This is a genomic window from Bacillus cereus group sp. N21, from assembly GCF_016483395.1.
GTDB lineage: Bacteria > Bacillota > Bacilli > Bacillales > Bacillaceae_G > Bacillus_A > Bacillus_A pseudomycoides.
The window spans coordinates 108,112-135,104 of the sequence record NZ_JAEHBX010000003.1 but is presented as its reverse complement, the minus strand read 5'-3'; the positions used below and the strand labels follow the sequence as shown (position 1 = coordinate 135,104).

Sequence of the window (26,993 nt, the reverse complement as noted above, 5' to 3'; positions counted from 1 at the left end):
TAAGATAATATCCTACATAAAACCATTTATGGCTATTTGCTGTCACACCTTCGACATAAATAGTAGTTTTGTATACAATCTTCCATAGATTTCGTGGATCGTTCTGAAGTAATATATAAATATAAATTTTGAAAACCCTGAATCGAGTAGGATTCGGTAAATCGGATTCAATTAGGGTATTTTCACATATTACATAAATCCCTCGCCTGCAAGAATGGAGGAAAGTATGATAAATTGGTTGAGGCTTTTTTTTATATTGCTTATTACTTTACTTTCAATGGGATGTCAGCATGAGCGTTCAAGCCCTCAAATTATTTTCTCCGAATCTGACACCATGCCTGTTAGTTCACAAGGTGACAAGCCCTCTCCTGTACGGATCGCAATTTCAAGTGTGTTATCACCGACTGATACAATTATGTACTATAGGAAAATAGCTAACTATATCGGAGAGAAGCTTCATAGACCTGCAATTCTAATTCAGCGCAAGAGTTATAATGAAATTAGTATGTTGATGATGAATGGAGGTGCTGATATAGCCATACTTTCAACAGGAGCATATATTACCTACAGACATGTTGAAGGACTTGAAGCAATTGCCATGCAAGAGCGAATGGGAGTTCCATATTATTATGGTTATGTCGTCGTAAACCGCAAAAATGAACTATCCAGTATACATGATTTAAGAGGGAAAAACATTGCTTTTAGCGATCCAACCAGTTATTCCGGATATATTTTTGTGAGGAAAAAATTAGCTGAATTAAGTGAAACGCCTGAGCATTTCTTTGGTCGTTATGTTTTTACATATAATCATGAAAGCTCCCTAAGCGCTGTGATAAATGGTGTTGTTGACGCTGCAGCTGTTGATAGCTTAGTCTTTGAGCGTACCAAACTTAAAAATCCAGAACTGATTAAGGATTTGAAAATTATTGAAAAAACGGAACCGATTGGTACCGGTCCTGTTGTCATCAGCAGTAATTTACCTGATGAAGAGAAGCGAATTATCAAGGAAAGTTTCATTTCTATGCACGAACAAAAAATAATAAAACCAGCGTTTCAGGGACTGTTCATTGATCGTTTTGTTCCATTTGAACCCCAATTATATGAGGGTCACCTATGAAATGGATGAATAAATTACAAATAAACCAAAAGATATTTGGAGCTATATTCGTTTCGCTACTCTTTCTCGCTCTAGTATTGGGATGTATCATTTGGGAATCACTCACAAAAATCATGACAGAGGACCTTAAAAAACGTGGTGTAAATATTGCTGAAAATATTGCGGCATTGTCTTCGGATTACATTCTGACTGATGACTACTATTCGATTCATCTTCTCATTACCCGGGCACAGGAAGCTAACAAAGACGTTCGTTATATACTGGTCATTAACAATAATAATGTTCTTGTCGGAAATACATTCTCCAAACACTTACCGAAAGGAATATTAAACGCACATAAGCCTGATGATATCAATACTGGAAATTACGCTATACTAACTTCAGATGAAGGAAATATCCATGACATACTGGTTCCAATCGAAGAGGGAGATGTAGGATTTGTTAGAGTTGGAATGGCAGAAAAACAGGCGAAAAGCTATATTTTTACTAAAATAATAGAATTGGTTGTTGCTACATTTTTGGTCTGTATGGGGGCTGCAGGTATAGCTTATTATGTGACTCGTATCATTACTCGACCAATCAATAGTTTAGTTGATACAGCAACAGGCATATCAGCCGGTAATTTATCCTTAAGGGCTAAAGCAGAGAGTGACGATGAAGTTGGAAAATTAGCACGGGCTTTTAATGAAATGGCTGACAACCTAATTAGTTCCAGCACTGCAGTAGAAAAATTATTGAAGGAACTTCAAGAAAAGGATGCCCTTCGAGATACGTTGATTTTGAAACTATTATCCGCTCATGAGGAGGAGAGAAAAAGAATTTCTCGTGAACTTCATGATGAAACAAGCCAAGCCCTTACTTTTCTAATGGTTACAATGCGGATTTTGGCTAATGAAGTTAAAGATATCGAGCAACAGGAGTTACTTAATGTAAGCCGAGAAACTGCGGCAAGTATTTTGCGAGAAATTAGAGATTTAGCGGTAGAATTAAGACCACCCATCCTTGATGATATAGGTTTAATTCCGGCATTAAGGAAACATGCAAGAAAGTTTGAAGAAAAATTCGCTCTTACTGTAATTCTACACGCTCCCGATGATGACATTGCTACCATAGATAGTCATACTGCTGTAGCACTATACCGAATTGTTCAAGAAAGTCTTACCAATGTAGTGAAACATACAGTAGCAACTGAGATTGTGATTAACATGGAAATCAAGGATTGTTCTATCGAGTTGAGCATCCATGATAACGGTCACGGTATACGTGAGACCGATTTTGAAAAAGCTCGCCAGCAAAATCGGATCGGAATATATGGAATGAAGGAAAGAGCCGAATTACTGGATGGTTCATTTTTTATCAAAACTCACAATATCGGTGGGACCGAAGTTAGGGTGTCTATCCCATTAAAACAGAGAGAAGGGTGTCATGATGAAAAAGACAATCAACATAATGCTAGTTGATGACCACGCCTTGATGAGATCAGGTTTAAAACTACTATTGCAAAAAAGACCGTCCTTAAAAGTTGTAGGTGAAGCCTCTGATGGACTTGAAGCACTCCGGCTTTACGACATTTTAAGGCCCGATATTCTGATATTGGATATATCTTTGCCGCGCTTAGATGGAATCCAAGTTCTCACAGAGATTAAATTACGTTATGAACAAGCGAAAGTCATAGTGCTCACCATGCACGAAGACGAAGACTATATAACATTAATCATGAACGCGGGAGCTTCAGGTTACGTCCCTAAAGCAGCCGTAGATGAAGAATTATACACTGCTATTGATTCCGTTATGGATGGATACCTATACCTTCGCCCAAAGGAAATTTCAACGATGCTAAAAAGATTGCAAAACGAAACAGAGTCCCGAAATCCTTATGTAATTCTAAGCCCACGTGAACGGGAGGTATTGCAGTTTCTTGTTAAAGGATTTTCATTGTCTGAAATTGCTCAAGAATTAACTATCAGTATAAAAACGGTTGATACTCATAAGACGAGAATGTTGAACAAACTTAATCTTTCTAAAAAAAGTGAACTTGTTCAATATGCCATAAAGTATAATTTAATAAACATGATATAACGGGGTAATGTATGTTATAAAAGATCTTATCTCTTCCGACATCCTTATCATATAGCTTTTTTTAGGTTCTATTGCAAAGTTTCCGAAGACATAAAGAAAAAGAATCCCTTATGATTTCTGGGATTCTTTTTCTTGTTTAAAGTTTGCTCACACAAATGATCTGCACATCAATTCATCTTTGATATACAGATCATTTGTATGATAATTTCAAAAAATAAGTGCAGAGAATTATATTACATGAATGCTTTTATAAGTGTTGTTACTAATGGAATTACTCCACCTAAGAATGTTAAAACTGCCATTGCGATTGCCATAATCATTTCCTCCCTTTTAATATTAAGATGTTATGAATCTTTATACCTTTATTATAGTAAGCGCTTACATAAATAGCAATATATTTTAATATGCAATATTACATCTTAAAACCATGTTTTATACTGTCATAATAGAATAGGTAAATTCTACAGTATTTTCCGACGAACTAAACAGCTAATAAACATGAAATTTCGCGTAAAAAAAAAGGAAGAGAATTTTTATAATTCTCTTCCTTCTTTTTTATGTTTTCATAAACATTAATTATCTATCTTAAGAAGGTGCACGTATACAGTTATTGGTTCTGGTGCAAAAATAAATTTTCAAAAAAGTAGGACCTAAATTTCCTACTAAATTACCGATTATGATGCGATACCAAACAATTTATCAATGAAATTTTTTTGATTTTGGGCAGGCTTTACCCCTTGATGAAGTTGCTTCTTTTTCATCATATGCATCGCTTCTATGCCACTCAGTATGTAAGTGGCTGTACGAAATGCTTTGAATCCTAACATCGTGGAACAAGATCATCGCTTGCATACATGACGTTCATGCCTTGTGCCTTATCACCTAAGTTTCCGCCATCCTCCCTTGCCAAAATCAAATTATCATTTAATTTAATCTTAACACATCCGCCATCGTTCCTTTTCGATATTGTTCTATTGGTTCATAGGAAACAAATGAAATAATTAAAACAAAATAACTCCATCCCCAAAATACATACTGTAAATTTAAACAAACATATAAATAGACCTTTATCTCAAATTTTATAAGTTCGAGATAAAGGTCTATTTTAAAACTTACATAATTAATACGCCTTGCCCCAATACACCATATGCTCTGCTTTCTTCCCACAGCATACACATTCTTGTACTAATTCTTCTTGCTCAAATGGTATACAACGCGATGATACTCCTGCTTCTTCTTTTAATTTTTCTTCACAAGCCAGCTCACCACACCACATTGCCTTGATAAACCCTTGCTTTTCATCAGCCGCTTGCTTCATTTCTTCAAAGGCTGTAACACTATATGTGTTTTCATCGCGAAATGCCTTTGCTTTATTGAATAGAGAATCGTGAATCTCATCAAGTAATGATGTGATACGCTCTTCTAATTGATCCATTGATACGAATTCTTTTTCCTTCGTATCGCGTCTGACAAGTACCACTTGATTCTTCTCTATATCTTTTGGACCAACTTCTAATCGAATTGGAACACCCTTCATTTCATACTCGTTAAATTTCCAACCTGGCGTTTTATTACTAGCATCTATTTTTACGCGCGCAACTTTTTGAATACGTCCTTGTAGCTGGGTTGCCTTTTCTAACACACCTTCTTTATGCTGAGCAATTGGTACAATAACAACTTGTACTGGTGCTACTTTTGGCGGCATCACTAGCCCGTTATTATCACTATGAACCATAATAAGTCCACCGATCATTCTTGTTGATACGCCCCAAGATGTTTGATGTACATATTGCCATTTTCCATTACGATCTAAAAATTTAATATCAAACGCTTCAGAGAAATTAGTCCCAAAGTTATGAGATGTTCCTGTTTGAAGCGCTTTTCCATCATGCATTAAACTTTCAATCGTATATGTTGCTTTCGCCCCTGCAAATTTTTCTTTTTCCGTTTTCTGTCCTTTAATTACTGGAATTGCTAAGTAATCTTCACAGAAAGAGGCATACAGGTTTAAAATGTTTAACGTTTCTTCTTGAGATTCTTCTGCCGTTTCATGAATTGTATGACCTTCTTGCCATAAAAACTCAGTTGTACGAAGAAATGGTCTCGTCGTTTTTTCCCAACGAACAACCGAACACCACTGATTATATAATTTAGGTAAATCATTATAAGACTGGACAATTTTTGAAAAATGCTCACAAAATAAAGTTTCAGATGTTGGACGAACGCAGAGTCGTTCCGCTAACTTCTCGTCTCCTCCATGTGTAACCCATGCTACTTCAGGTGCAAATCCTTCCACATGATCCTTCTCTTTTTGTAGTAAGCTCTCTGGAATAAACATTGGCATATACACATTTTCATGACCGGATTCTTTTAATTTCCCATCCATCACTTTCTGCATATTTTCCCATAACGCGTATCCATACGGACGTAAAATCATACATCCTTTTACACTTGAATAATCAACTAACTCAGCTTTTTTCACAATATCGGTATACCACTGAGCAAAGTCTTCTTCCATTTTTGTAATAGCTTGAACTTGTTCTTTTGCCATATTCTTTTCCTCCTTTAGAAAATAAAAAAAGCCCGTGTCCCCTAAATAGGGACCGAGCTTTTGCCGGCGTTACCACCCTGATTCATGCACAAATAAATTGTACATGCTCTCTTTTTGATAACGGGAACTTCCCGCTGCATATGCAGAACGCAAAGGTAGGTTCCATATCGCCTTTTTAAGAATCTTCCAGCCAAACGGATTCTCTCTCTAGAAAAAAGGTGGGACATGTACTAATCCTTTTTCATCGTTATAACGAAATAAATTTGTTGAATATCATAATATAAATTCTATTTTAAAACAATAGCTAATTTTCTTATTTTTATATATTCTTTTCGTTTTTTTCTGTTTTATACTGAATTTACACATAATTTTTCCGAAAGAGTTTTACAAATTGATGAGTAATCATACCGATGATTGTTCCCACTAAAACAAAGAAACATGCAATACCATAACCCATTCCATCCCATCCTCCAATAGCGAAGATAGTAAAAGGAAAGAAAGCTAAACAAAGGAGAATTAAAATAAGTGCAAATATAATATCAAACGGTCTCTTTGGAAATTGCTTCTTTAATAAAAATGAAACAGCAAATACAATGAGAATTGTTACAGCTCCAATTATAAAAAACACTTCAAATCCATTCATTCCATTTCCTCCTTCCATCAATTTTCCTATAATTATTATATGTTTTAAAATTCAAAAAATAAACAATAAACCTTCCTCATGGATGATTTTTTATAATCAGATATTAATAGTGATATACAATAATAAGTATCATAAAATTTGCAGGGATCTACTAAATGTCCCTTATCAATTTTTTATTTTCGCCCTAAACAATTTTACAATTTGATGAAGTAACATTCCAACAACTGTTCCAATTAGTATAAAGAAACATAAGAAACCATATGCCATACCTTCAAATCCACCAATAAAAAATAACGTGATTAGAAAACAAATTATAATGATAATAAGACCAAACGTAATATCAAATGAGCGATTCGGAAAGCTTTTTCGTAACATGAACGACACAAAGAAAACAACAATTACTGTTAGGACACTAATTATTAAAAAGATTTCCATCTTTCTTCCCTCTTGATTTCTTCTTACGCACATTATACTCTTATCAGTCTGAATATATAAAAAATACTTTCTTCTCCGAAAGACATTTTTATTACTAGGTATTAATAGTAATATATAATAATAGCTTATATAACAGGAGGTATACACAATGGGCAAGCCATTAACAAATCATGTAATTGTTTTATCTTTTGACTGTTTATCAGCTTTAGATTTTCCTATATTACAAGAACTTCCTCATTTTCGGTCTTTAATAGAACAAGGTGCAATTGCAAAAAAAGTAGAAGCTATTTATCCTTCTGTAACATATCCAAGTCACGCCACTATTGTAACTGGTAACTATCCTAACAAACATGGTGTTGTAAGCAATACATTACTTCAGCCTGGCAGGGAATCATCAGATTGGCATTGGTACCGCCGTTCTATTAAAGGAACGACATTATATGACGAGGCACGAAAAGCGAATTTAACAACGGCTGCACTTCTATGGCCTGTTACAGGAAGAGCAAAAATTGACTACAACTTACCTGAAATTTTTCCAAACAGACCGTGGCAAAATCAAGTTCTTGTTTCATTATTTAGTGGAAGCCCGTTGTATCAGCTAGATTTAAATCGTCGTTTTGGCCATATTAGAAAAGGATTGTCACAGCCCGAACTTGATGATTTTGTCCTCGCCTCAGCCGTACATACCATACAAACAAAAAAACCGAACGTCATGTTTGTTCACTTTACAGATTTAGATACACAAAGGCATTATCATGGATTTTCTTCTACGGAGACAACAGCTGCTATTCAGCGGCACGATGAGAGACTGGGGAAGATTATCAAAGCATTAAAAGAAACTGGTATATACGAAGCAAGTACAATTATTGCCCTCGGTGATCATAGCGCTCTAAGTGAGAATAAGGCTATTCAATTAAATGTTCTTTTCCATCAAAAAGGACTCATTTCAGTAAATCAAGATGGTAAATTAACAAATTGGAAAGCTTATTGCCAAAGCTGTGATGGCTCTGCTTACGTACATGTAAAGGATAAAAATGATATCCAAACTATACAAGTTGTCCAACACCTTCTTGAAGAACTCCTTCAAGATAAACACAATGGAATCGAATTTATCCTTCATGATGAAGGCGCAAAAGAGCGCGGTGCTGATGGAAACTGTCTTTTTATGCTTGAAGCAAGAGAAGGCTATTACTTCACCGAAAACTACACAGGAGAGTTTATAAAAGAAATCTCGGAAAAAGATGTAACTCCCAGTAAAAAATACACGTTCGGTACGCATGGCTATTCTCCAACAAAACCAAACTATGAGACCATCTTCATCGCCGCTGGAAAAGGCATTCGCCAAGGTGCAATTATTCCTTATATGCGTCTTATTGACGAGGGACCGACCATTGCACGGTTGCTCGGATTATACCTTGGTGAAACTGACGGAACTATAATAGAGGATTTACTTCAATTGTAAAGAAATGTGTATCTATGTAAAAAATACGTAAAACTTACCTCTGTTTCTCTTTTTCCTATTTCTATTTTTGTACACTAATGTTAGAACGACTATAAGGAGGAACATTCTATGAAAAAAATGTCCAGACAAGAAAAAAGCTGGATATTGTATGACTGGGCCAACTCGGTATACTCGCTCGTCATTACAACTGCACTATTTCCTATTTATTTCAAAGCTGCTGCAAAAGAAGCAGGTCTCTCTGGAGCAACTTCAACAGCTTATTGGGGATATGCAAATTCTCTCTCAACACTTTTAATTTCTATTCTCGCTCCTATTCTCGGTACAATTGCCGATTATAAAGGCTTTAAAAAACGCTTTTTCACATTCTTTTTTGGACTCGGTATTATGTTTACAAGTATGCTAGCTGTTGTTCCAACATCACAGTGGTATTTACTACTAGGCTGCTATATGCTCGCTTTAGTTGGATTTGCTGGAGCAAACATTTTCTATGATGCATTTTTAGTAGATATCACAACAGAAGATCGAATGACCCGTATTTCAACTCGTGGTTTTGCATTAGGCTATATCGGAAGTACAATTCCATTTATTGGATGCCTCACTCTAATTATCCTTGCCCAAAAAGGAACAATCCCATTATCAGTTGGTATCGCCAGTCAAATTTCCTTTGCAATTACAGCTCTTTGGTGGGGATTATTTACGATTCCGATGCTCAAAAATGTGGAACAAACGCATTATATTGAACGGCACCCAAAACCGATCACAATGAGTTTTAAGCGCTTAGCTAATACATTTAAAAATATCCGTCAATATCGCACTGTATTTTTGTTCTTGCTTGCTTATTTCTTCTACATTGATGGCGTCGATACAATTATTACAATGTCCACAGCTTATGGCACAGACCTTGGTATTAGTGCGACAAACTTACTTATTATTTTATTTGTAACACAAATTGTCGCTTGTCCATTCGCCTTGCTGTATGGGAAACTATCTGAAACGTTCAAAGACAAGAAAATGCTATATGTCGGTGTTATTATTTATATCATTATTTGTGCATACGCTTATTTTTTAAAAACAACACTCGACTTTTGGATTTTAGCAATGCTTGTCGCAACTTCTCAAGGCGGAATTCAAGCGCTCAGCCGCTCATATTTTGCAAAGTTGGTACCGAAAGAATCTGCAAATGAATTCTTCGGATTCTATAATATTTTCGGTAAGTTCGCAGCTATTATGGGACCCGTATTAGTCGGTGTAACAACTCAGCTAACAGGAAGAACAAATGCTGGTGTACTAAGCATTATCGTTTTATTTATAATCGGCGGATTCATACTAACACGAGTACCGGAAAATGCGACTTCTGTTACACCACCTGCTCCAAAATCGGAAACACTATAATAGAAAATGTCCCTTTCTGCATGCAGAAAGGGACATTTTCTATTATTCTATCGATACCTCCCACTACCATATATATCTATTTTAATTTCCCGACATCTAAGTCGTGGTTATGAAAACAAAAGGAGTTCTCCACTCGTTTTCTCCTTCTGTTTTCACATGGCATGGGGTAAAAAAGACACCGACCGCTCCTACCCATAGGCGGATGCTCTCTCCCACCTAAAAGGAATGGTTTTATGTCGGTCTTTCAATCCGTATTTATATAAAAACTCTACTGCTTATACAAAAATAATTTATCAACCGTTGTCCCTAATACTTCAGCTAAACGAAATGCCAGAGCTAAACTTGGATCATATTTATTATTTTCAATTGCATTTATCGTCTGTCTCGATACTTTACATTTATCAGCTAATGCACCTTGTGAAATATGATTTTCAGTGCGCAATGCGTAAATTTGGTTTTTCACATCTTTTCTCCTAACCTGTAAAATTATTTTTACAACATCAGTATATATTTGGTACATATAGTTGTCAAAAGATCCCCATATAAAGTGAAACTTTAATCAGTGGGGGGCTTACTGCCCGTTAATGCGGGATAAAAAAGGAGCATGAATCGCTCCTGTTCTAGTAGAATTCCTACACCAAAGAATCCGTAACCCCCTTTTGATTTGCATCCTCTTTTTTATTTCTAACTTCTTCATTTATTCTCATACGTAAAATTGGTAAAATCGCGAGTAAAATAAGTGACATCGCTATACAAAATACAATAATAAGTGAAGTCGCTTCTTTTAATCCCCCAGCTAGTGAATTTCCAATTAGCATAGTTCCCATAAAAAGCGGTAAAATTGTACCATTTACACGTCCTACCATATTCTCCCGTACAAGCTGAATCATAAGTGTTCCAACAACAATGTTCACACAAGCTAAGCAAATTCCCGTTCCAAACCGCATCAAACTAGTAATCCAAAATGATGTAGACAGTCCTTCTACAAGAAAAGACATAGCCAAAACACCCATACCAAACACAAACATTTTTTTCGGATTCACTTTTGAAGCAAAGACTGCTGCAACGACGCCTCCAATGAGCATACCTATTCCATCAGCAGCTGCTAAATATTGAACAGCCTCCTTCTCCATTCCCAATCGTTCAATAACAAGAAATATTTCTAATGGATTTGTTAATCCTACTGCTAACCCCATAATCGCGAAAGTAATTGTAATCATACATAAATTTTTTGTTTGAAGGACATACCTCCATCCCTCTTTTATATCATTCCATAATGAGATACTCTCAGGTTTCTCTTTTTCTATCCATCTTGGTAAAAACGAAAGAGTAATAGCCGATAACACAAACAATCCAATTAAGCTATATAGTGAAATAAACAACCCAAGCTGTGTATAAACAATCGATCCTACAACTGGCCCAAAAATCATAAATAGTGACTGTAGCGTTTGGTTTACTGCAATTGCGTTTGCAACATGTTTTTCTTCTACGTAGCGTTTAAATATTCGTGACGATGAAGGCTGAGAAAATTGTCCAACAACCGCTGAAACAAGCGCTGCAAAAAATATAGCCTGCCAATAATCCATTTTTAACAAGAAAACAATCCCAATAATAGATAACATACTCAGCATATCTCCTACTACCATCGTTCGTTTCGGATTCCAGCGATCTGCTAACGCACCACCAATGAATGAAAAAACAAAAATGGGTGCGTATTCCATAATCGATAATAATGAAACTGAAACGGGATCATTATTTGTTCGCTCCATAACGAAATACAAAAGTGCCATATTTCGAATCCAAATTGCAAACTGCTGTAAAATATCAGATGCCATAACAAGCATAAATGCTCGATTTTTAAATAAAGATTTCATACTATCTCTCCTTTATAAACCGACCGTCCAGTCTAATTTAGTATGAAAGAAAAGCTGCTGATTTAAGATTCAGCTGCCATTCCTTGTAGCAGTACATCTATTGCCTTCTTGTAAATGCGTTTCATTTCTGTAGAGTCTAGCTCATAGTAAAGTACCCCAAGCCCTGATAATAAGCCATTTACAATGTACATAAGATCCCTGGTATCTCCTTGACGGAATTCTCCAGATTTTATACCTTCTTCAATTAATTTTTCAAAAACACCATATGATGCCCTTGCTAAAACCAGCATTTCATCCAGAGTTTCTTTGCTCACAATTTGACTTGTAGAAAACTCTTCCACGGCACTAAAAATAGGCTGTTGTATATCTTCCACGTGGTACTCTGCAAGCCCATATAATTTTTCGGTACTCGTATGATAATGCTTTTCTTTTTCATTCCACTTTTCAAGCCAATCATACGTATGTTGTTTTACTACAAATAAAAATAATTCTTCCTTGCTTTTAAAATGATAATAAATGCTACCTTTACTACGTTCAGTAATTTCACAAATATCTTCCATAGATGTTGCAGCGTATCCTTTTTGTGAAAATAACTCTTCCGCTTGGTACGCTATTTCTTTTTTTATCTCTTCTGCACTCTTCCTCATGTTCACACCTCACCAAACCGACCGTTCAGTCTAATATTAACAAATATAAACTCTCTTTTACAAGAGGTCATATTCCTTATTTAAGAAAAAGTATTCTCAAACCATGTTCGAAGTGTATGAATAGCTCCAACCTTCAAACCAAGTTTAACAATAAATACTCCCCCTGCAACTAATAAAAATAAAGCTACCTTCCCTTTATTTTTAACTTTCGGCTTCTTCTCCATGTTCATTCCCCTTATAACATCATATATTCCTTATTTATTAATACATTGCATTTAAACAAACGTTTGTTTAGCTGATTCTATACGGATTCAAGTCAACTAATCAAACGTTTGTTTAAAAAGAAGTACGCCCATAAAGAGCGTATTTTTTTAATCTCCACCTCCGCCACAGCTGCCGCCATCACCACCTGAAAAACCGCTATCTCCTCCAAACGAACTTCCACAATCATGTGAATTATCGCTATCAGATCCTGCAAAGAAAAATGGTGTAGAAGTAGCCGTAGTGGACGTACTATCACCAGTACCTGATTTATAAAGATTTACTTTCCGTTTATTTGATCTAATTGATTTTACAATCATTCCAATTAAAACTAAAAACAATAATGCCGCTATTACAAATCCCATATGAAATCCCCCTTTTATTTTCCGAATATTTTTAATATTAATTCTATATTCCCTAAGGAAATAAATCGTGACTCACAAAGTATTTCTTTTCCTTGATGAAATAATAAAACTGTTGGTGCTGTAAATACTAAATACTTCGCTGAAATTTCTTTCATATCCTCCAACGAAACGACAATATTTTCCATATTTTTATAATGCTTTAACAAACGATTTACCTTCTCTAACATCACATCACGCCACAATTTCCGGTTTTTATGAATAAAAGTAATCATCCTTGTTCTTCAATATATGCTATTAATTCTTCTATTACATATTTTTACTATTATTTTACACGAAAAATTCAAATGATACCACGATATGATATCTAAAAAAATTAGGTCTTAATTTTATTTATACCTATATTCCAAAAAATAAAAAAGTGCGGTACCTCTTATATTAGAGCTACCGCACTTTTTCAATCTTTCTTTAATTTTCTCGCAATCCCGTTCCCTAGAGATTGTAATCCTTGAACAAGAATAATTAGGATAAAGACTGTTGCATACATCACTTCTGGCTCATAACGCAAATGACCGAATCGATATGCTAAATCTCCAAGACCACCTGCTCCTACAAGTCCAGCCATCGCAGTTGCACCGATTAATCCAATCGTTGCGATGGTCAAGCCGAGCACAAGCGATGGACGCGCTTCTCTAACCATAACGTGCCAAATAATTTTTATAGTAGAAACTCCCATCGCTTGATACGCCTCAATTACACCACGATCCACTTCTAGTAAAGCTGTTTCCATTAAACGTGCAATATAAGGAGCTGTAAATACAACAAGCGGTACAATCACACCTTTCACACCAATTGAAGTTCCCATAAGCAGTTTTGTAAACGGTAGAATGAAGAATAATAGAATAATAAATGGAATAGAACGAATGACATTAATAATTGTATTAAAAATAGGGTATACGATTTTATTCTCTAGTTGACCACCAGGCCTTGTTAAAACAAGTGTTACTCCTAGTGGCAATGCAATAATAATTGATATAAGTAGTGAAATTGATGTCATTTGAAACGTTTGAATCGTTGCTTCCCATATCACGTTACTCCATTCATCCAAAAAGGACTTGTTTCCCATACTCTTTCCTACCTCCTTCTACGATGATTCCTTGTTCCTGTAAAAATACTAAAGCTCTATGTACCTCGTTTTCTTCACCTTGCATATGAACAACGAGTTTACCGTACGCTTCATGCTTTAATTGTGTAATATTACCAGATAAAATATTGGGATACACTTGGAATCGTTTTGTAGCAACAGCCAATGCTGGTTCTCCTGAAGAGTTCCCTATAAACGAAAGTGTTACAATCTCCCCAGTGTTTTTTAGCTCTTTCTGTACTTCTTCCGGAATTTCAGCTGCAAAAGCGCTGTTTACAAATTTTTTCGTGGTTACATGTTGCGGATTTGTAAAAATATCCTTTACTGTGCCACTCTCAACCACAGCCCCATTCTCCATTACAGCAACTCGATCACATATACGCTGAATTACATTCATTTCGTGTGTAATTAGCAAAATCGTAATACCTATTTTCTCATTGATCTCTAGTAGCAAATCTAAAATAGAATCTGTTGTTTCTGGGTCTAATGCACTTGTCGCTTCATCACTTAGCAAAATTTCTGGTTCATAGGATAGTGCACGCGCAATCGCAACACGCTGTTTTTGACCACCAGAAAGCTCACTTGGATATGCATCTTTTCTATCAAAAAGGTCAACAATACGTAAATATTTTTCTACTCTTTTTTCAATTTCAGTTTTTGGAATCCCAGCTAGACGTAAAGGTAATGCAATATTTTCATAAACATTGACTGTTTTTAATAAGTTAAATCCTTGAAAAATCATTCCGATTTTTTGTCTCGCTTGCGCTAACTCTTTTGTAGATAAAGTTGTTAAATCTTTTTCATTTACAATTATATTTCCTGTTGTTGGTTTTTCTAATAAATTTACACAACGGATTAATGTACTTTTACCAGCGCCACTATATCCGATGATTCCAAATACTTCTCCTTTCTCTACTTTAAGAGAAATTGGTTTAAGAGCTTCAACCTTACCTTTTTTTGTTGTAAATACTTTGGATACATTTTTCAGTTCAATCATTATAGTCAGCTCCTACCAAGATGGCAAAACAGAACCATCGAATTTTTTCTCGATAAACTCTTTAACTTCTTTAGATTGATACGCTTTCTTTAATTTTTTTACAGCTGCATCATCCTTATTTCCCGTACGAACAACCACCCAGTTTACATATGGTGAATCTTTTCCTTCACGGAAAATAGAATCTTTAGCTGGATTTAGTTTTGCACCTAATGCAAAATTCGTATTAATCGCCGCTGCTTTCACTTCATCTAGCTGCGTTGGTAATTGTGACGCCTCTAATTCAACAATTTTCAAATTCTTCGGATTCTCAATCACATCTTTTGCAGTTGCTTTCTCGGTTGCTTTTGGATCAACCTTTAAAACACCTGCTTTTTCAAATAATTTTAATGCCCGAAGTTCATTCGTTGGATCATTGGGTACAGCAATTGCATCTCCATCTTTTAACTCTTTTACATCTTTCAGTTTTTTAGAATATACTCCCATTGGGAACGTTACCGTTGAAAATACTTCTGTCAATTTCATATTGCGTTCTGCTTTAAATACATCTAAATAGGATTTCGTTTGATAGCTATTCACATCAATGTCTTTTTCGTCTAACGATACATTTGGTGCTACATAATCATTAAATACCTTTAAATCAACTTGTAGACCATCTTTTGCCGCCACTTCTTTTACTTTTTCAAAAATCTGTTCATGTGGTCCACCTGTTACACCAACTGTAATCTTTTTCTCATCTAGCGCTTTTGCTTCCTTCCCCGAATCAGCACTACATGCGCCTAATAACAATACCGTTCCACTTACAATACTTAACAACAACTTTTTCATATACAATTCCCCCTTATATATATCTGTTCTTAAACAAAAAACACCTCTCAAATAAGAGAGGTGTCGAATAGACAAAATAGGCTCCTCTCTTATCTTCCAAAACGAAAATCGTTTTGCAGGAATTAGCACCTTAGCTTATAATTCATAAGCTCGGTTGCCGGGCATCATAGGGCCAGTCCCTCCGCCTCTCTGGATAAGAGTATTTGTATTAAATTTTTCAAAAACTATGGTACTAATAGTAAATCTCACGAAAAATTTTGTCAATAGGATTTTTCTGAATATAATTTATTTACGAATAATGGATTTCTTTCTTCTAATTATCTATTTGGTAGTCTCTAGACGTAATGAGCAATAGCTATGTACAAAGTATCCCTATCGTTAATATACTAGAACAGCAAATACTTTATATAAACAAACGAAAAGAGGTTATACTGTATGCAAGATAAACATGCTATACAAACCCTACTATTATCTCAGATAGAAAAACTCTCTCAATCCTTTCATTACGATTTTTTATATGAAGAGGCACAACAAGGAACACTATGCCAAATACTTTTACGAGATGATAACGGCTCCATCGTAGCAACGCCACTTAGTTTTCATATGTTGATAAACGAAGTTGCTGGTAAAGGAGAACTTATTTTTTATAACGAACATGGTGAATTTCATCGACAAAAATGTGATATTTATACGGAAGACAGTATTGTTAAATTACTATTATTCATTCAAGAACGACTACAAGTAAATCAATAAATAATATGAAAGCAGCTACGTAACATGTAGCTGCTTCATGATCTTCATACTAAAATATTTTATGCCTTGCCCATTACACTCCTAAATAAACGGCTCTCTTATTTTTTAGTAACGTTCATTTCCTCCAGATTCCAAACTCTCGTCACCCAAGACTCATAAAAAGAAGGTTCATGAGAAACGAGTAAAATTGTTCCTTGATAGTGTTCTAAAGCTTCTCTCAATGCCTCTTTCGCCTGTACATCTAAATGATTCGTCGGCTCATCTAGAATTAAAACATTACTCCGCATTAACATAAGTTCACATAAACGTACCTTCGTTTGTTCTCCACCACTTAAAGAGCATAGAGATTGCCGAATGTGATCGGCCTTCAAACCACATCTTGCTAGGGATTGCCGAATTTCTTTTTGCGTCATATCCGGACGCCCTGACCATACTTGCTCAAGTGGTGTAACTTCTACCCTAAATTCTTCTTGAGCAAAATATGCAGGTTGTACCCGCTCTCCAATATGAACTCTCCCGCTTAATGGTTCTAATTGTCCTAACAACGTTTTTAGCATTGTTGTTTTTCCAATTCCATTATGACCAACAATTGCAATCTTTTCGCCCCTTTTCACTTGTAAATTAAGGGATGGAAGCAATGGCTCCACGTAACCAATTTGAATTTGCTGTGCTTGTAATATGCGGCTCACAGGCTCAGTGTGAATCTGAAAATAAAAACGCGGCCGTGGTACATCGTTATGTTTTCCAATTTTTTTCATTTTCTCCAATACCTTTTCACGGCTTTTTGCCTGCTTTGCTTTTCGAATTTTATTTTTTTGAATAAAACTCTCTAAATTTGCAATTTCCTTTTGTTGTCTCGTATAAGCCACTTGCAATTGCTGCTTCTGCAAGCGATAACTTTCTAAAAATCTTTCATAATTCCCCGTATAGCGCTTTATTGTTTGCCCTTCTAAATGATAAATAACATTCGTAATATTGTTTAAAAATGATTCATCATGTGACACAACAATATAGGCATGCTCATACGCTTGTAAATACGCCCTTAGCCAATCTATATGAACTGTATCTAAATAGTTTGTTGGTTCATCTAATAGTAAAACATGTGGCTTCTCTAAAAGAAGCTTCCCAAGTAATAACTTTGTACGCTGGCCACCACTTAATTTTGAAACATCTTTTTTCATCCCTAAGTCTAACAATCCTAAACCAGCTGCTACTTCTTCTATTTTCGTATGAACTTGATAAAAATCTGAACCCTCTAGTATATTTTGTAATTCACCATAGTGTACTAATAACTTATCTAAGTCTGTTTCCTTTGCCATCTTTTCAGCAATGACTATCATTTCACGTTCAATCGCATACAAATGAGAAAATGCACTTTGTAAATATTCCTCAATTGTTGTTCCTTCTTGTAAATCAATGTGCTGCTCTAAAAACCCCGCCTTTACATGCGGAAACCATTCAATCATTCCCCCATCAGGCAAAACTTCTCCTATTAAAAGCCGAAGCAATGTTGACTTTCCTGCACCATTACTTCCGACAAGCCCCGCATGTTCACCTTGTAATAATCGAAAACAAGCATTATATAAAATGGTTTTATCTCCATACGTATGTGTAAGATTTTCTACTGTTAATACGCTCATTTTTGTTCTCTCCTTTTCTTTATAACTAACAAGCCAAATAGGGAGAACAGCAAAATAAAGATCTTATTTAATTGTATATATGAAAAATGGGTAAGGTGAACACACCTTACCCATTACACATTACTATTGTAAAAAAGGATTAAGGTTCTTTACCTGCTGTCTTCAGTTTGGCTTAAACTTTAAAAATGGGCAGACTTCTCCCATATCAAGCTAAAACCATTTGAAGAACAGTTGATAAAGTCATCTTATCCTTTCACTCCTTTATAAATTATTATTGTCTTATAATAAGCATGCACCATGCTCTTATATTTTATTCGTTATGAATCTTTTGGTTCCTCTTTTTCTTTTAAAATTCCTTTGGACATTTTCTCCATTGCATACAGACTTGTAAAATCTAAAATGAGTGAATCCACTCTTTGTTCAATCATTTAACCCATTGTTTCTCCCTCTAAAACAAAAAGCTTCTTAACAGTCACAAAAACTGTTAAGAAGCTTTCATTACTTCCGCATATAAGGAGCCAATATCCCTAAAATCTCGGCCTTATCTTCTTTTAACTCAAGAGATGTTAACATTTCCATCGTTCGAGGACGTGGTAAGTTAACCTTTACTTCACCTACAATCGTAGCTGGCCTTTGTGACATAATGAATACACGATCAGATAATAGAATCGCTTCATCTAAGTCATGGGTTACCATCACGATTGTTTGCTTCTCTTGATGCCATGAATCTAAAAGCCAACGATGCACTTCCATTTTTGTAAATGCATCTAACTTACCAAAGGGTTCATCAAGCAGCATAATCGGCTTTTCGCATAAATAGGTACGAAGGAAACTAATACGCTGACGCATACCACCGGATAATGCATCTGGATAATGATTTGCGTATTCAGCTAGACCAAATTGTTGTAGGGCTTCCATTCCTTCTGTAAGTCTCTCTTTCTTTGGCTTCCCATCAATTTCTAATGGAAGAACAATATTTTGTAGTGCTGAACGCCACGGGAGCAACAAATCTTGTTGCGGCATATAACTTACAATATCCTGTTTTTGAACAAGGGTATCGTTATAGATTACCTCACCACTAGTTGCCTCTTCAACACTCGCAATCAGATTTAATAACGTGCTTTTTCCGCAACCACTTGGGCCTACAAACGAGACAAACTCACCTTCTTGTATAGAAGCACTAATCTTTTCTAGTACATTTTTCCCATCAAATGCTTTCACAACATCTTTTATTTGTAATCCGTTCATTTTTCGCTTGGAAGGAACTCGTTTGTAAAGGCATCTTTTACATCAATTTTCTTTTTAATAACTTTGTTATCGTGTAAGAAATTCATATAATTCGTCCAAACTTCTTCCTTCTGTACTCCCCACGCTTTCGCATCGTCTTGATACTTCGTACTTAACCATTTTTGGCTCTCTTGTACTAACTCTTTATTAATGTCCGGTACATTTTTAATTAAAATATCAGCCGCTTCTTTTGGCTCTTTAATTGCAAAGTTATATCCTTCTGCCGTTGCGTTCATGAATTTTTTCACAAAATCTTTATCTTGCTTTGTATGCTTTTCACTTGTAATAATGACAGGACTATAGAAATCTAACGCTGGATCTAAATCTTTTACCATGATCGTATTTAATTCTTTTCCTTGTCGTTTTGCTTCAATGCCATCCCAGCCATAATAAATCCATTCAAAGTCTGCATCGCGGCCAATTGATTTAAAGAAATCTGTTTGTCCAAGAACAACCTTTTCTACTTTACTAAAATCAGCTTGATGCTTATCCATAATTGTTTTTAACGTCGCTTCTTCTGCTGGTGCACCCCAACCGCCGTAGCGCTTACCTTCAAACCCTTTCGGAGAGGTAATATTATCTTTTTTCAGTGATGCAAATGCAGATGTATTATGTTGAATAATTGCTCCAATTGAAACAACCGGTATTCCTTCAACACGAGCTGATGTTACGTTTTCTTGATAACTCACACCGAAATCAGCTTTTCCTGAAGCAATCATTTGCTCTGCCGATACGTTATCACCCGGCTGAATAATTTCTACATCTAAACCTTGTTTTTTATAGTAGTCTTTCGTCTTTGCTACATATAAACCAGTATGGTTTGTATTCGGGAACCAGTCTAAAACAACTTTTACTTTCTTCCCTTTATCTGTACTCTCTTCTTTCTTCGCCGCATTACAGCCAACAACACCAGCTGCAAGTATTGCAGCTAGCATCACTTTTAAGCCTTTTTTCATTTTCTGTCGTCCTTTCTGTATATCCATGGTGCTGTTATTCTTGCCATAAATTCTACGATAAAATACAAGAGCAATGTCACCATGACAATAATTGCTGCAATACCAAATACACGAGCTGTTAAAAAGGATTTTGTTGCACGAGTAAGCATAACACCTAATCCCTCGCTCGCACCAAGCCACTCCCCAATAATCGCTCCCATCACGCTATATGTAACCGCAATTTTTAATCCAGAGAAAAAGTATGGAAGCACGGCTGGAAATTTTACCTTCTGATAGATTTGCCATTTCGTCGCACGCATTGTTTGTAATAACTTAAGCATGTTCTTATCTACTGTTTGGAAACCTTCTAAAATACTCAAGGCAATCGGAAAGAAGCAAACAAGAATCACGACCATCACTTTCGGCAGCATCCCATACCCAAACCAAATAATGAATAAAGGTGCTAGCACAACAATCGGTATCGTTTGTGATATTACGAGTAACGGATTAATTAAAATGCGAAATAACGGAATCACATCCATAATAATTGCAATACTCGTTCCAAGTAAAATCGCAAAGAATAATCCGATGATAACCTCTTGTAGTGTTTGCATTGTATTTGGCAACAATAAATCTTTCATTCCAATCAGTTCCTGTACAATAGTAGAAGGCTTGGGTAAAATCCACGGTTCAATTCGAAATAATGAAACAGATCCTTCCCATATAGCAATGAGAAGGATAAGCCAAATCGTTGTAATTGTTATGTTAGATCGTTTCTGGTTTTTCATATTCATCACGGTACTTCCAAACTTTCTCATCAATCGTTACACCTGTACTTGGACGATAATGAATTTTAATAGAAGTAATAACCTCTTCTGCTCCAGCATCGACACAAGCTTGTTGTGCACGTTTAATCACGTCAAGAAGCACGTCTAATTCTCCTTCTAGTGTTGTTTCCATCGCACCTACTTCATAACGAACACCCGATTGTTGTACGACTTCAATTGCTTTATCAACAACGGCATACACATCTTTCGTTTTTGCTTGTGGTACGACTGAAAATGAAATTGTAACTTGTTGTGACATCCGAAAATCCTCCTTGCAAAATATGTTTTGTAAAAAGAAAAGGCTTTCCTACAAAATACGTAGGAAAGCCTTGTATGCAAGTTATTATACAACAACATCTGCTTACATCACTTTAAGTAACTCCCTACGCTGGCATTATCCAGATCAGGTTGAGGGTCGATGCTTACTTACATCCTCTCAGCCAATTGGCTCCCCGGTCTTAATTCGTTTTCATTGTAGCATGATTTATTTTTTCAAACAAACAAATCCACATTTTTTTCATAATATGATACCGCTCATAAACTATTGGTCATATATTTTATATTATATTTTCAAAGAAGCTGGTGCCTCAAAACTTGGTAAATGGCATTTTTGGCTCTTAAATATCGGACTACCGATTACGATGATTGCACTCGCTCTTGAGATTTATGGCTACCATGCAGCTATACCTTTTGTTGCTGGTGGAAGTATTCTTGTTGTTCTTGCTATTATCATTTTTGCTATTAATATTTTCACACAAATTAAAGAATCTCTAAAATAAGTCTCTTTCATAAAAAAAAAGCAGAAACGGATGAATTCGTTTCTGCTTTTTTCTTTGCAACACATTTACTATACGTCCATTATTTCTTATTTATATATTAAATTAAAGTAATTGTTTTTCCGAAATAATGTCACAAAATATAGTGAATGTTACATTTTATGTGTTATATAATAAAAAGGTTGATTTAACAGGTCTTTATTTGTTTAATTTAATAATTATCATTCAAATTAAATTATTCAAAAATATCTTACCATATGGATTTTGGAGGTAGTTTATCATGTTTTGGCTACAATTTATTACCTTATTACTCTGCATTTTTATCGGTGCACGCCTTGGTGGAGTTGGACTAGGGGTAATGGGTGGAGTTGGTATGGCAATACTTGTATTCGTATTCCATTTACAACCTACAGCTCCTCCTATTGACGTTATGCTGATGATTTTAGCAGTCATTACAGCTGCAGGTGCCTTACAAGCTGCAGGTGGAATGGATTACCTTGTTCATCTTGCAGAAAAAGCACTTCGTAAAAACCCGAAGCACATTACATTTTTCGCACCTATTGTGACATATTTATTTACATTGTGCGCTGGAACTGGACATGTTGCCTATTCCGTACTTCCCGTTATTGCAGAGGTATCACGTGAATCAGGAATTAGACCTGAACGCCCGATGTCAATTGCCGTAATCGCTTCGCAACAAGCAATTACAGCAAGTCCAATCTCTGCTGCAACTGTGGCCCTGTTAGCAATGCTAGCTGATTATAAAATTACATTGTTAGATATTTTAAAAGTAAGTATTCCTTCTACTTTCATCGCTTGTATGCTAGCTGCTTTCGTTGCCAGCAAAATGGGTAAAGAGTTAAATGAAGACCCTGAATACTTGAAACGATTAAAAGAAGGAATGATTCCTAAACTTGAAGAAAAGAAAGAATTTATCGGTGCAAAGGGCGCCAAATTATCCGTTGTTCTCTTCTTATTTGCAACTATTTTTGTTGTTCTTCTTGGTTCATTCGAAGTACTTCGTCCAGGATGGATGATAGACGGAAAATTAGTTCGTCTTTCAATGCCAAACACAATTGAAATGGTAATGTTAACAATTGCTGCTCTTATTATTATCTTCTGTAAGCCAAATGTAGAAAGCATTGTATCTGGAAATGTCTTCAAAGCCGGCGCTACAGCCGTTGTTGCAATCTTCGGTATCGCTTGGATGGGAGACACATTTTTCAATGGAAACTTAAATACGATTCAAGGATCGATTCAACACCTAGTAACAAGCGCACCATGGTTATTCGCTATTGCGCTATTTATCCTATCTATTTTACTATATAGCCAAGCTGCAACAGTACGTGCTTTAATGCCACTCGGATTATCACTTGGTATTTCACCAGCACTTCTTATTGCCATGTTCCCTGCAGTAAACGGTTATTTCTTCATTCCAAACTACGGAACAATTGTTGCTGCGATCAACTTTGACCGTACAGGAACAACACGTATTGGTAAATATGTATTAAATCATAGCTTTATGATTCCTGGTCTGGTTGCGACATTTGCTTCCATTGGAATTGGGATGCTACTAATTTCAATTATGTTTTAATATATAAAAAGCACAAACTTTTTCTGAATAAAGTTTGTGCTTTTTTCATTTAATCAAACGTTTGTTTAAATTCTTTATTCAATAACCTCTACATTATATCCTTTCTTCTCTATCGCGCTTAGCACTTCTTCAATATGATTTTTATCTTTCGTTTCTAATGATAAATGGAGCTGCGCATACCCAGGAAACACCTTTGTTCCAATTCTCTCTAAATGAATATGTAATACGTTCGCTTCAAAATTTGTCACAATTTCAAGTAAGTGTTGCAAATGTCCTGGTTTATCCTTAATTGTTGTCGCAATGTGAACAAATCGACCAGCTTCAACCATTCCATGTTCAATAATACGAGTGATAAAGTTTACGTCGACATTCCCTCCACTTAAAACTGACACAACCTTTTTTTCTTTCACAGGTACTTTTTGATATAGTAGCGCCGCTAATGAACTAGCACCGGACCCCTCTACTAATAATTTATTGCGTTCAAGTAGCATTAGCATCGTTCGTGCAATTTCCATTTCATCCACACAAAAAATATCATCTACGTAGCGCTCTACAAGCTGAAAAGTAAGCTCACCTGGTCTTTTTACCGCGATTCCATCTGCCATAGTCGGTGAAGATTCTACTGTAATTACTTTCTTTTCTTCAAAGGATTGCTTCATACCTGGACAGGCAAGCGCTTGTACACCATATATTTTTACCGATGGCTTCTGTTCTTTAATCGCCATCGCTATACCTGCAATTAAACCTCCGCCTCCACCAGGACAGATTACTGCATCTATATCATCAAGCTGCTGCATAATTTCTAATCCAACTGTACCTTGACCAGCAATGACAGCCTCATCATCAAACGGGTGAACAAACTTCGCTCCCGTTTGTTCTTTTAAATCAAGCGCGTAAGCTAAAGCATCGTCAAATACATCACCTTGCAATTCCACGTGTGCTCCGTATCGCTTCGTCGCTAGCACTTTACTAAGCGGGGCACCTTTTGGCATCACAATCGTACAAGGAATACCGAGCATATTACTAGAATAGGCAACTCCTTGTGCATGATTTCCAGCAGATGCTGCAATAACTCCATTTTCTAGTTCTCCTTTTTCTAAAGAAACCATCTTATTATAAGAACCACGTACTTTAAAAGAGCCGGTTTTTTGTAGATTTTCAAGCTTTAAATACACTTCATTCTTTGATAATTCACTAAATGTACTTGAATAATCCAGTGGTGTCATATGTACAATGCCTTTCATTTTCTCATGAGCAGCTATAATATCTTGTAAAGAAATCATATGTTCCCCTCCGAAACGATATATGTTCACACATATTAGTTTGAGCCGCACACTTTGTTTTATACGACAAAAAACCATTTCTTCAGATTAGAAATGGTTCTTCCCATATATCAACTGATGAGGGATGATAATCAGTATGGGATGAAGAACCCCCCCACTAATTAAAGTTTCACTTTATCATTAAAAATACCTGTCAGTAAAGACGTACTTTCATAAGGGGAATCCGCTAAACTAATGGCAGAAATAACAGAAACTCCATCAGCCCCTGCCTCTATAACAGAGGCAGCATTTTCAACTGTAATTCCTCCAATACCAACAATCGGGATTATAATTCCCTCTTCTCTAAAATAACGTAATCCTTTCGTTCCTTGCACCGCTTTTGTATCTTTCTTCGTACTCGTCGGAAAAATAGGTCCTACTCCTAAATAATCCGCTCCATTTGCAATGGCAAAGCGTGCTTCTTCTATCGTATGGGCAGATACCCCAACAATTTTATCTCCCATTTTTTCACGAACGGATGTAATTCCTTCATCATCTTGTCCAACATGAATACCATCTGCATCTAATTCAATTGCTAAGTCTACATCATCATTCACGATAAATGGAAGATTATATTCTTTACAAAGTGCTTGTAGCTGCTTTGCAAAATGGACTCGTTCTTTGCCAGTTAAAGCTCCTTCACCCTTTTCACGAAATTGAAAAAGGGTCACTCCACCATCTAGCGCTTCTTTCATTACTCGTAATGGATCCTTTTGGCAATTGTTACTACCCATAATAAAATACACTTGCAATAATTTGGACATTTGCTGTTGATTAATGCGCGCCATTTCCCTCATCCTTTCTTACTGCACCTCTTGGATATTTCCATATTGTTCAATATCATCCACAGTAATGTTTGCTAGCTGATTCAAAAATTCGATTTGGAAACTGCCCGGTCCTAGCTCCACGGTTTTTGCAGCAGCGATTTCTGCTGCTACCCCATAAAACGTTAATGCAGCAACTGCTGCTTTCACATAATCTTTTTCAACCGCTGCAAATGCTCCCATTACAGAAGTTAACAAACATCCCGTCCCTGTAACTTTCGTTAAGATTGGATGGCCGTTACGAATGATAAAAGTTCGCTCACCATTTGTTACAACATCTTCTTTTCCGGTAATAACCGCGACTGTATCTAGTTCATCTGCTGCTTGTTTCGCAATTCCTACAACATCTCCATTTCCAGCACCAACATCAACACCTTTAATTTCCCATTTTTCATTGATAACATTAGCAATTTCCGCTGCATTCCCGCGAATCATTGCTAATTTCACTTCACTTGGAATATGTCTTGCTACTTCAGTTCGGTAAGAAGTAGCTCCAGCACCAACTGGATCAAATAATATTGGTACATGATGTGTATTCGCAGACTTTCCAGCAATTAGCATCGCTTCTACTTCTTCAGGACGAAGCGTACCCATATTTAAAACAAGTGCTCCTGCAATGCTAGCCATTTCAGCCACTTCTTCTTTTGCATACGCCATAACTGGTGATGCTCCTACTGCAAGTAAACCATTGGCCGTAAAGTTTGTCACAACGACATTTGTAATATTATGCACAAGAGGATTAGCCTCTCTCACTGTCTCCACTACTTTTGCGATTTCTTGTATGTTCATTCTTTTCATCTCCTAACTTTATAATGGGAGATACACAAAAAGACACTTTGCGTATGCAAAGTGCCTGAACATGTGCTGTTACACTCTCCCTACGCTGGCATTATCCAACAGGTTCTAATGGTCAACGACAGATTAGTCGTACTCTCAGTCTGCATCCGCAAACTCCCATGTGTTCTTATTCATCTAATTCAGAGTCTACTCTTATTCTAATAAAATAACAAGTTTGTATATTTTTTATCTTTATATTTAGAAAGATATTCTGGCACATTCTTTTGTGGTACATCATCTTTTATCACTTCCAATACTTCGCCACATCACGCTTTGATATTTTTCCATAAAAACGAAAAACATACCCTACTATTCAAAGATATAGAGTATTTAATTAATAACAAAAGGTTAGAATCTTCGGCATAACTGAATCCGCAAAGGATGTATGCTATATTTAACTTACGGAAAC

At 36.0% G+C, this 26,993-nt stretch carries 27 protein-coding genes, 2 pseudogenes, 3 riboswitches and 1 other annotated feature; of the genes and pseudogenes, 8 read left to right on the top strand and 21 right to left on the bottom strand.

All coding sequences use genetic code 11. The features are described 5' to 3' along the window. Positions 1–226 precede the first annotated feature (226 nt). The 3 genes from JDS96_RS02755 to JDS96_RS02745 are packed head-to-tail and all read left to right on the top strand — an operon-like array spanning position 227 to position 3,196. On the top strand, positions 227–1,117 hold the full coding sequence (locus JDS96_RS02755; protein WP_033796870.1) for a substrate-binding domain-containing protein: 891 nt from the start codon (positions 227–229) through the stop codon (positions 1,115–1,117). Next, positions 1,114–2,577 (top strand): HAMP domain-containing sensor histidine kinase, encoded by a 1,464-nt coding sequence (locus JDS96_RS02750; protein ID WP_033796869.1) that lies wholly within the window; start codon positions 1,114–1,116, stop codon positions 2,575–2,577. Before JDS96_RS02755 ends, JDS96_RS02750 begins: the two co-directional genes overlap by 4 nt. Further along, on the top strand, positions 2,546–3,196 hold the full coding sequence (locus tag JDS96_RS02745; RefSeq protein WP_033796868.1) for a response regulator: 651 nt from the start codon (positions 2,546–2,548) through the stop codon (positions 3,194–3,196). The genes JDS96_RS02750 and JDS96_RS02745 overlap by 32 nt, the downstream gene beginning before the upstream one ends. 674 nt (positions 3,197–3,870) lie before the next feature. Here the strand turns inward: JDS96_RS02745 and JDS96_RS02740 are convergent. The 4 genes and pseudogenes from JDS96_RS02740 to JDS96_RS02725 all read right to left on the bottom strand — a co-directional run. After that, positions 3,871–4,026: pseudogene (locus JDS96_RS02740) on the bottom strand (IS6 family transposase); the annotation flags it as partial. A gap of 290 nt (positions 4,027–4,316) precedes the next feature. Further along, positions 4,317–5,747, bottom strand: a complete 1,431-nt coding sequence (gene proS / locus JDS96_RS02735) for a proline--tRNA ligase (protein WP_006093398.1) — start codon at positions 5,745–5,747, stop codon at positions 4,317–4,319. Positions 5,748–5,791: 44 nt separating this feature from the next. Continuing rightward, positions 5,792–6,001: a binding site (T-box leader), on the bottom strand. Positions 6,002–6,105: 104 nt separating this feature from the next. After that, positions 6,106–6,390, bottom strand: coding sequence for a YesK-like family protein (locus JDS96_RS02730; protein WP_018766549.1), 285 nt, complete (start codon positions 6,388–6,390; stop codon positions 6,106–6,108). A gap of 165 nt (positions 6,391–6,555) precedes the next feature. After that, the gene (locus tag JDS96_RS02725) at positions 6,556–6,825 is read right to left on the bottom strand and encodes a YesK-like family protein (protein WP_199665921.1); all 270 of its coding nucleotides are present in this window, start codon (positions 6,823–6,825) and stop codon (positions 6,556–6,558) included. A gap of 148 nt (positions 6,826–6,973) precedes the next feature. Between JDS96_RS02725 and JDS96_RS02720 the strand changes: the two genes are divergently transcribed. Both JDS96_RS02720 and JDS96_RS02715 read left to right on the top strand, forming a co-directional pair. Then, positions 6,974–8,287: an alkaline phosphatase family protein gene (locus JDS96_RS02720; protein ID WP_199665919.1), complete on the top strand. Its 1,314-nt coding sequence runs from the start codon at positions 6,974–6,976 to the stop codon at positions 8,285–8,287. Positions 8,288–8,395: 108 nt separating this feature from the next. Continuing rightward, positions 8,396–9,679 carry an MFS transporter gene (locus JDS96_RS02715; RefSeq protein ID WP_199665917.1) on the top strand — a complete coding sequence of 428 codons (1,284 nt, stop codon included), beginning with the start codon at positions 8,396–8,398 and terminating at the stop codon, positions 9,677–9,679. Between the two features lie 268 nt (positions 9,680–9,947). Here the strand turns inward: JDS96_RS02715 and JDS96_RS02710 are convergent, their stop codons facing one another. From JDS96_RS02710 to JDS96_RS02670, 9 genes and pseudogenes are all read right to left on the bottom strand, one after another. After that, positions 9,948–10,199, bottom strand: coding sequence for a helix-turn-helix transcriptional regulator (locus JDS96_RS02710; protein WP_199665915.1), 252 nt, complete (start codon positions 10,197–10,199; stop codon positions 9,948–9,950). Between the two features lie 112 nt (positions 10,200–10,311). Then, positions 10,312–11,553, bottom strand: a complete 1,242-nt coding sequence (locus JDS96_RS02705) for an MFS transporter (protein WP_199665913.1) — start codon at positions 11,551–11,553, stop codon at positions 10,312–10,314. A gap of 62 nt (positions 11,554–11,615) precedes the next feature. Continuing rightward, positions 11,616–12,200, bottom strand: coding sequence for a TetR/AcrR family transcriptional regulator (locus JDS96_RS02700; RefSeq protein WP_003194773.1), 585 nt, complete (start codon positions 12,198–12,200; stop codon positions 11,616–11,618). Between the two features lie 80 nt (positions 12,201–12,280). Then, positions 12,281–12,424, bottom strand: a complete 144-nt coding sequence (locus JDS96_RS02695; RefSeq protein WP_003194771.1) for a hypothetical protein — start codon at positions 12,422–12,424, stop codon at positions 12,281–12,283. Positions 12,425–12,571: 147 nt separating this feature from the next. Further along, a complete protein-coding gene (locus JDS96_RS02690) occupies positions 12,572–12,826 on the bottom strand; it encodes a hypothetical protein (protein ID WP_003205752.1) in 255 nt (84 codons plus the stop codon). 14 nt (positions 12,827–12,840) lie between these two features. Next, positions 12,841–13,133 (bottom strand): annotated as a pseudogene (locus JDS96_RS02685) (thioredoxin family protein). Positions 13,134–13,280: 147 nt separating this feature from the next. Further along, the gene (locus JDS96_RS02680; protein WP_018782580.1) at positions 13,281–13,949 is read right to left on the bottom strand and encodes a methionine ABC transporter permease; all 669 of its coding nucleotides are present in this window, start codon (positions 13,947–13,949) and stop codon (positions 13,281–13,283) included. Then, on the bottom strand, positions 13,924–14,964 hold the full coding sequence (locus tag JDS96_RS02675) for a methionine ABC transporter ATP-binding protein (RefSeq protein WP_199665911.1): 1,041 nt from the start codon (positions 14,962–14,964) through the stop codon (positions 13,924–13,926). The genes JDS96_RS02680 and JDS96_RS02675 overlap by 26 nt, the downstream gene beginning before the upstream one ends. A 12-nt stretch (positions 14,965–14,976) precedes the next feature. Beyond that, positions 14,977–15,789, bottom strand: coding sequence for a MetQ/NlpA family ABC transporter substrate-binding protein (locus tag JDS96_RS02670; RefSeq protein ID WP_018766541.1), 813 nt, complete (start codon positions 15,787–15,789; stop codon positions 14,977–14,979). An 86-nt stretch (positions 15,790–15,875) separates the two neighbouring features. Continuing rightward, a riboswitch (SAM riboswitch) is annotated at positions 15,876–15,989 on the bottom strand. A gap of 235 nt (positions 15,990–16,224) precedes the next feature. Here JDS96_RS02670 and JDS96_RS02665 point away from each other — a divergent pair. After that, the gene (locus JDS96_RS02665) at positions 16,225–16,542 is read left to right on the top strand and encodes a hypothetical protein (RefSeq protein WP_199665910.1); all 318 of its coding nucleotides are present in this window, start codon (positions 16,225–16,227) and stop codon (positions 16,540–16,542) included. Positions 16,543–16,640: 98 nt separating this feature from the next. Here the strand turns inward: JDS96_RS02665 and JDS96_RS02660 are convergent, their stop codons facing one another. The 5 genes from JDS96_RS02660 to JDS96_RS02640 all read right to left on the bottom strand — a co-directional run bounded on the left by JDS96_RS02660 (position 16,641) and on the right by JDS96_RS02640 (position 21,490). After that, positions 16,641–18,182, bottom strand: a complete 1,542-nt coding sequence (locus JDS96_RS02660) for an ABC-F family ATP-binding cassette domain-containing protein (RefSeq protein WP_199665908.1) — start codon at positions 18,180–18,182, stop codon at positions 16,641–16,643. A 498-nt stretch (positions 18,183–18,680) separates the two neighbouring features. After that, positions 18,681–19,430: an ABC transporter ATP-binding protein gene (locus JDS96_RS02655; protein ID WP_098610477.1), complete on the bottom strand. Its 750-nt coding sequence runs from the start codon at positions 19,428–19,430 to the stop codon at positions 18,681–18,683. Beyond that, a complete protein-coding gene (locus tag JDS96_RS02650; protein WP_018766537.1) occupies positions 19,427–20,425 on the bottom strand; it encodes an ABC transporter substrate-binding protein in 999 nt (332 codons plus the stop codon). The genes JDS96_RS02655 and JDS96_RS02650 overlap by 4 nt, the downstream gene beginning before the upstream one ends. Further along, positions 20,422–21,198: an ABC transporter permease gene (locus tag JDS96_RS02645; protein WP_199665906.1), complete on the bottom strand. Its 777-nt coding sequence runs from the start codon at positions 21,196–21,198 to the stop codon at positions 20,422–20,424. The genes JDS96_RS02650 and JDS96_RS02645 overlap by 4 nt, the downstream gene beginning before the upstream one ends. Then, complete coding sequence (locus tag JDS96_RS02640; RefSeq protein WP_006093425.1) at positions 21,170–21,490, bottom strand: MTH1187 family thiamine-binding protein; 321 nt, start codon at positions 21,488–21,490, stop codon at positions 21,170–21,172. The genes JDS96_RS02645 and JDS96_RS02640 overlap by 29 nt, the downstream gene beginning before the upstream one ends. A gap of 104 nt (positions 21,491–21,594) precedes the next feature. Next, positions 21,595–21,696, bottom strand: a riboswitch (TPP riboswitch). A gap of 14 nt (positions 21,697–21,710) precedes the next feature. Here JDS96_RS02640 and JDS96_RS02635 point away from each other — a divergent pair. Together JDS96_RS02635 and JDS96_RS02630 are read left to right on the top strand one after the other, a co-directional pair. Continuing rightward, a complete protein-coding gene (locus JDS96_RS02635) occupies positions 21,711–22,010 on the top strand; it encodes a hypothetical protein (protein ID WP_199665994.1) in 300 nt (99 codons plus the stop codon). Between the two features lie 277 nt (positions 22,011–22,287). Next, a complete protein-coding gene (locus JDS96_RS02630; protein WP_199665904.1) occupies positions 22,288–23,601 on the top strand; it encodes an anaerobic C4-dicarboxylate transporter family protein in 1,314 nt (437 codons plus the stop codon). 74 nt (positions 23,602–23,675) lie between these two features. On the opposite strand, the gene ilvA is transcribed toward JDS96_RS02630, so the two are convergent. From ilvA to thiM, 3 genes are all read right to left on the bottom strand, one after another. Further along, entirely contained in the window at positions 23,676–24,884 is a 1,209-nt protein-coding gene (gene ilvA / locus JDS96_RS02625; protein ID WP_199665903.1) for a threonine ammonia-lyase, read from the bottom strand. 161 nt (positions 24,885–25,045) lie between these two features. After that, positions 25,046–25,720: a thiamine phosphate synthase gene (gene thiE, locus JDS96_RS02620; protein ID WP_274605925.1), complete on the bottom strand. Its 675-nt coding sequence runs from the start codon at positions 25,718–25,720 to the stop codon at positions 25,046–25,048. Between the two features lie 6 nt (positions 25,721–25,726). Beyond that, positions 25,727–26,545, bottom strand: coding sequence for a hydroxyethylthiazole kinase (thiM, locus tag JDS96_RS02615; RefSeq protein ID WP_374220969.1), 819 nt, complete (start codon positions 26,543–26,545; stop codon positions 25,727–25,729). Positions 26,546–26,605: 60 nt separating this feature from the next. After that, positions 26,606–26,715, bottom strand: a riboswitch (TPP riboswitch). Positions 26,716–26,993 lie beyond the last annotated feature (278 nt).